The 4,658-nt window shown below is 66.3% G+C and carries 6 protein-coding genes; 5 read left to right on the forward strand and 1 reads right to left on the reverse strand.

Annotated elements, in window-relative coordinates; genetic code table 11:
• On the forward strand, window positions 1-757 hold a 757-nt coding region (locus V8J36_RS22655; RefSeq protein ID WP_336469584.1), incomplete at its 5' end, for a hypothetical protein.
• Window positions 758-846: 89 nt separating this feature from the next.
• Here the strand turns inward: V8J36_RS22655 and V8J36_RS22660 are convergent.
• The gene (locus V8J36_RS22660; protein ID WP_336469585.1) at window positions 847-1,110 is read right to left on the reverse strand and encodes a hypothetical protein; all 264 of its coding nucleotides are present in this window, start codon (window positions 1,108-1,110) and stop codon (window positions 847-849) included.
• Window positions 1,111-1,216: 106 nt separating this feature from the next.
• Between V8J36_RS22660 and V8J36_RS22665 the strand changes: the two genes are divergently transcribed.
• The 4 genes from V8J36_RS22665 to V8J36_RS22680 all read left to right on the forward strand — a co-directional run bounded on the left by V8J36_RS22665 (window position 1,217) and on the right by V8J36_RS22680 (window position 4,596).
• Complete coding sequence (locus V8J36_RS22665; protein WP_336469586.1) at window positions 1,217-1,567, forward strand: HNH endonuclease; 351 nt, start codon at window positions 1,217-1,219, stop codon at window positions 1,565-1,567.
• A 338-nt stretch (window positions 1,568-1,905) separates the two neighbouring features.
• A complete protein-coding gene (locus V8J36_RS22670) occupies window positions 1,906-2,415 on the forward strand; it encodes a hypothetical protein (RefSeq protein ID WP_336469587.1) in 510 nt (169 codons plus the stop codon).
• Window positions 2,415-4,145 (forward strand): terminase large subunit, encoded by a 1,731-nt coding sequence (locus V8J36_RS22675; protein ID WP_336469589.1) that lies wholly within the window; start codon window positions 2,415-2,417, stop codon window positions 4,143-4,145. The genes V8J36_RS22670 and V8J36_RS22675 overlap by 1 nt, the downstream gene beginning before the upstream one ends.
• A gap of 4 nt (window positions 4,146-4,149) precedes the next feature.
• Entirely contained in the window at window positions 4,150-4,596 is a 447-nt protein-coding gene (locus V8J36_RS22680; RefSeq protein ID WP_336469588.1) for a phage portal protein, read from the forward strand.
• Window positions 4,597-4,658: the final 62 nt, after the last annotated feature.

A 4,658-nucleotide genomic window follows, 5' to 3' on the forward strand; every position in this document is an offset into this window, starting at 1 on the left:
CTTCGCCATCGGGCTCAGCTCCGCCGGCCATTCAGGCCGTGGCGCCGACGCCCGTCATGCACTAAGATCGAATCCGGACCACCCGTTCGGGGCAGGCCACCCGGTGCCGGCTGCACCGGCGCGCACCTCGGGGTTCCGTGTTACTCAGCAGCGCATGATCGTCGGCGGGTCGGCCGTACGCTCGGGCTTCCAGGGGCCGAGGGACACGGCACCTCGCCGCACGCTCGCTGTGGCTGACGTCTTCGACCGCATGATCCGGGACGCTCGGGATCGGCATGAGGCTGATCAGCCGAGCTACGTGAACCAGAAGGGTGAGGTGGTCGAACTGCCCTTCGTCGCCCCATTTTCGCCCGGGCAAGCCGACATGGGGCGCCACTACCGGGCGCTGGTCGAACAGCGTGCAGCGGCCGGGGTGAAGTGCGCGTCGCTCGAGGCTGGCCGGGCTGGGGGCGAGGGCGGCGGGTTCATGGACGCGTTCCTCGACGTAGGCCGCGAGCTGGCAGCGATCGAGCGACGGATCGGGGCAGGCTTCGCCATGGAGGTGCGCAGGGTGCGCCCTTCGAATCGCGGTGGTGCGGGTGCGCGCACCATCACTGACCGGGCGCTGGTCGACATGGTGTGCCTTGGCGACCGCACTCTGAGCGAGGTGCTGAAGGCGCATGGCTGGTCCGCAGATGGGAAAAACCGAGAGAAGCTCAAGCGGGCCCTGTCCTCCGCCCTGAGCCGCATGCAGGGGCACAGTGAGAAAGGGGATTGACGCTTATCCCCGCCATATGATCGGTTCTTGCCATTATCCAGAGATGCGCCCGCCGGTGAAAGCCGAGCGGGCGCACCTCGTTCAAGGGCTCAGTTAAGGCACAGGTAAAGGTGCTCGTCTGTGAAATCCGCAACGTTCCGGGTCGAGGCATACTCTGAGCGTGTACGGCCGCCCGTTTTGCAAATCCTGTCGGCTTCGGCTTTGATTGCGGCAGCCGCGACCTTCTTGTCGGCCACAAGCGTGTTGGCTTGGATCTTCACGCTGTCTCCGTTGTAGTCGGTGACAATCGGCTTCGGTGCGCATGCCGCAAGTAGCAGCAGCGAGCATGCTGCTACACCAAGGTAGGGCTTCATAAGGTACTCCACTGTCCAAATTTGGCCGACAGGGTCGGCTACCTAGGGTAGATCGGCATTTCAGGCTTCGTCTACCTGATTGCTCTTGGGGAAGGATCATTCCGAAATGGGCCGACTGCGCAGCCTGCCCGCGCGGCTGGGTGCTGCGCCTGCGCGCCTCGCATCGCCTGCGCCCCGCACTGAGCAAGAACGCCACGCGCGCCGGGATGCCGAGCAGCACTGGCGCGCCTGGTACAAGACCGCACGCTGGCAGAAGCTCCGCTGGTCGGTGCTAGTCCGTGACCTCTTCACCTGCCGCCGGTGCGGCAAGCTCGAGGGCGAGACCAAGCTGCTGGTGGCTGACCACCGCATCCCGCATCGCGGCGACGAGGCGCTGTTCTGGGAAGCGGGCAACCTGCAGTGCCTCTGCAAGCCGTGCCACGACCGAGACAAGCAGCGCGAGGAGAAGCGGCGATGAGCCTCGGCGTTCGGCAACCGAGTGCGTCGCCTCCGGCTTTGGCCCTGCCGTGTCGGTACTGCGGCCGGTTGGCGACAGGCGGCAATGCCTGCGCCAGCTGTGGTGCCCCTGCGCCCGAAGCGCCGGCGAAGAAGTGAGATGCCGAGCGGGTCCGCCCGTGCTTGGCGTCGTCTGAAACACGACGGCAGGTGCGACGCCCCGAGGCGGCGGCCGGAGCGGCAGCTGCACCCCGGCATCGGGGCGGAAGGTGCCGACCACCCACCCGGGGGGTGGGTCGAAAGTCCGGGACCCCTTCCGGCCTAGACCCGCGGTCCCACCACTCAAGGATTTTTTTTCCTGTGAAACCCGAGAAATCCGAGACGGCCGCGGAGGTCGACCTGTTCGGCTGCCCGCTCGAGCCGATCCGGGATCGCCGCGGGCGCAGGTCGTTTAAGAAAGACGCCGAAAATCAGCGGTTTGTGGCGGTTCGCGTGTCGGACGGCTGGTCCCAGAAGCGGATCGCCGAGAACATGGGCATCGACGAGAAGACGCTTCGCAAACATTTTTCCTGTGAGCTCGAGTTGGGGCTCACGCAGGTGCGCGGCGAGTTCCTGGATGTTCTGATGCGCAAGGCGCGCGAGGGCCACGTGCCTTCGATCCGGCTGCTCGACGAGTGGTTCCGCGACAAGGCCCCGCCGGCGCCGCGCCGGGCGGCGGGCGAGGAAGGGGACAGCGAGGGCGAAGACGACGGTGAAGGCGCGGCGACGAGCGAGCGCCCGGGCAAGAAGGAGCAGGCCCGGATCGACGCACAGAAGATGCCCGACGACTACGGCGACATCTTCGCCAGGATGAAGGGGCGCGCGCAGTGATGCCGCTCGACGGGCTGTCGTTCGCCTGCCCGGACTGGGAGCAGAAGCTCCGCCGCGGTCAGACGCCGATTCCGGAACTGCCGCTCGATCCTGTCGCCGCCGATGCGGCGGTGGATCTCTTCAACCTTCTGCGGGTGCCGGACATCCCGGGCCAGCCCACGATGGCCGAGGCCGGGGCGGACTGGATCCGCGACATCGTGCGGGCGGCCTTCGGCTCGGTCGACCCCGCAACGGGCAAGCGCTTCGTCGGCGAGATCTTCAACCTGATCCCGAAGAAGAACTCGAAAACGACGAACGCGGCGGCGCTCGGGATCATCGCGCTGCTGATGAACCGCCGGCCGAACATCGACGGCGTGATCATCGGGCCGACGCAGGAGGTGGCGGACAAGTGCTTCGCCCAGGCGGTCGGCATGATCGAGGCGGATGGCTATCTGCGCCGGCGCTTCAAGGTCATCGAGCACAAGAAGACGATCGTCGACCTGCACGAGGATGAAGACACCGGCGTTCGGATGAACGCCAAGCTGAAGATCAAGAGCTTCGACCCGAAGGTGGTCACGGGCTCGATCCCCGCCTTCGCGATTATCGACGAGCTCCACCTGATGGCGGAGATGAACCACGCCGCGCGGGTGATCGGGCAGATCCGCGGCGGGATGATCACGAACGACGAGAGCCTGCTGATCATCATCACCACCCAATCCGAGATCCCGCCGACCGGCGTGTTCAAGGCCGAGCTCAACTATGCCCGCGGCGTGCGCGACGGCTCGATCACGAGCGGCGTGCGCATGCTGCCGATCCTTTACGAATTCCCCGAGGCCCTGCAGCGCGACGATGCGAAGCCGTGGCGGGACCCGAAGATCTGGCCGATGGTGCTGCCGAACCTCGGCCGGTCGGTGACGATCGAGCGCCTGGTCGCCGACTACCAGACGGCTGTGCAGAAGGGGCTGGAGGAAGAAATCCGCTGGGCCTCCCAGCACCTCAACATCGAGATCGGCCTCGGGCTGCACGCGAACCGCTGGGTTGGCGCCGACTACTGGCTCGGCACGGCAGATGTGGCGGTGACCTTCGAGGCGATGCTCGAGCGCTGCGAAGTCATTGTCTTCGGCGGGGACGTGGGCGGGGCCGACGATCTCTTCGGCCTCTCGGCGATCGGGCGTGACCGTGAGATCAAGCAGTGGCTCGTCTATTGCTGGGCATGCTGCCTCGAGGTGGTGCTGACCAGGCGCAAGGAAATCGCGCCGAAGCTCGAGGAACTGCGAGATGCGGGCCAGCTCGCGATCACGAAAACCGGGCAGGAGCACATCGACCAGGCGGTCGCGCTGATCTGCCGGGCGCGGGATGCGGGGCGGCTGCCCGAGGAATGCAGCATCGGGCTCGACCCCTATGGCGTGGCGGCGCTGGTGGACGCGCTCGAGGAGGTTGGGTTCGACCCCAAGAAGGACATCGTGCCGGTCGGGCAGGGCTACAAGCTGAACGGCGCCGTGAAGGGCCTCGAACGCCGGCTTCTCGACGGCAAGATGCGCCATGGGGGCCAGCCGCTGATGACCTGGTGCATCGGCAACGCCAAGTCCGAGCAGCGCGGCAACAACGTCTACATCAGCAAGGAAACGGCCGGCGTCGCCAAGATCGATCCGGTGGTCGCGATGTTCACCGCGGCGGTGCTGATGGACATGAACCCGCAAGCGGCCAGCGGCCCCTCGGTCTACGAGGGTCGCGGCCTCCTGATGATCTGAGGTGATGATGGGCCTTCTGAACTTGTTCCGTCGCGGTGAACCGGAGGCGGCGGCGTCCGTGCCGGTGCGTGCGATGGCAGGGGAGGCGGCGACCTTCACCAGCTTTGACGATCCGGATTTCATGGAGTTCGTGCGCGGCGGCGCGGGGGCCGTGACGGAGGCCGGAGCGGTGATCAGCGTCAAGTCGGCGATGAAGAACACCACCGTCCTGCGCTGCGTCTCGTTGATTTCGCGATCGATCGGGATGCTGCCGTTCCACATCAGGGATCGGGAGACGAAGGAGAAGGCCACCGATCATCCGCTGTTTGCGCTGATCTACCGCAAGCCCAACGCCTGGCAGAACGCGCTGCAGTTCCGCGTGATGATGCAGCAGAACGCCCTGACGCACGGTGACGCCTTTGCGCTGATCGTCCTGGTCTGCCCCGAACGGGTGGTCCGGATTCGATCTTAGTGCATGACGGGCGTCGGCGCCACGGCCTGAATGGCCGGCGGAGCTGAGCCCGATGGCGAAGC

It is taken from the genome of Frigidibacter sp. MR17.14 (genome assembly GCF_037095735.1).
Taxonomy (GTDB): domain Bacteria; phylum Pseudomonadota; class Alphaproteobacteria; order Rhodobacterales; family Rhodobacteraceae; genus Frigidibacter.

Coding starts and splice junctions, on each gene's coding strand:
- V8J36_RS22660 (WP_336469585.1), bottom strand. CDS start 1,110: ATGAAGCCCTACCTTGGTGTAGCAGCATGCTCGCTGCTGCTACTTGCG.
- V8J36_RS22665 (WP_336469586.1), top strand. CDS start 1,217: ATGGGCCGACTGCGCAGCCTGCCCGCGCGGCTGGGTGCTGCGCCTGCG.
- V8J36_RS22675 (WP_336469589.1), top strand. CDS start 2,415: ATGCCGCTCGACGGGCTGTCGTTCGCCTGCCCGGACTGGGAGCAGAAG.
- V8J36_RS22680 (WP_336469588.1), top strand. CDS start 4,150: ATGATGGGCCTTCTGAACTTGTTCCGTCGCGGTGAACCGGAGGCGGCG.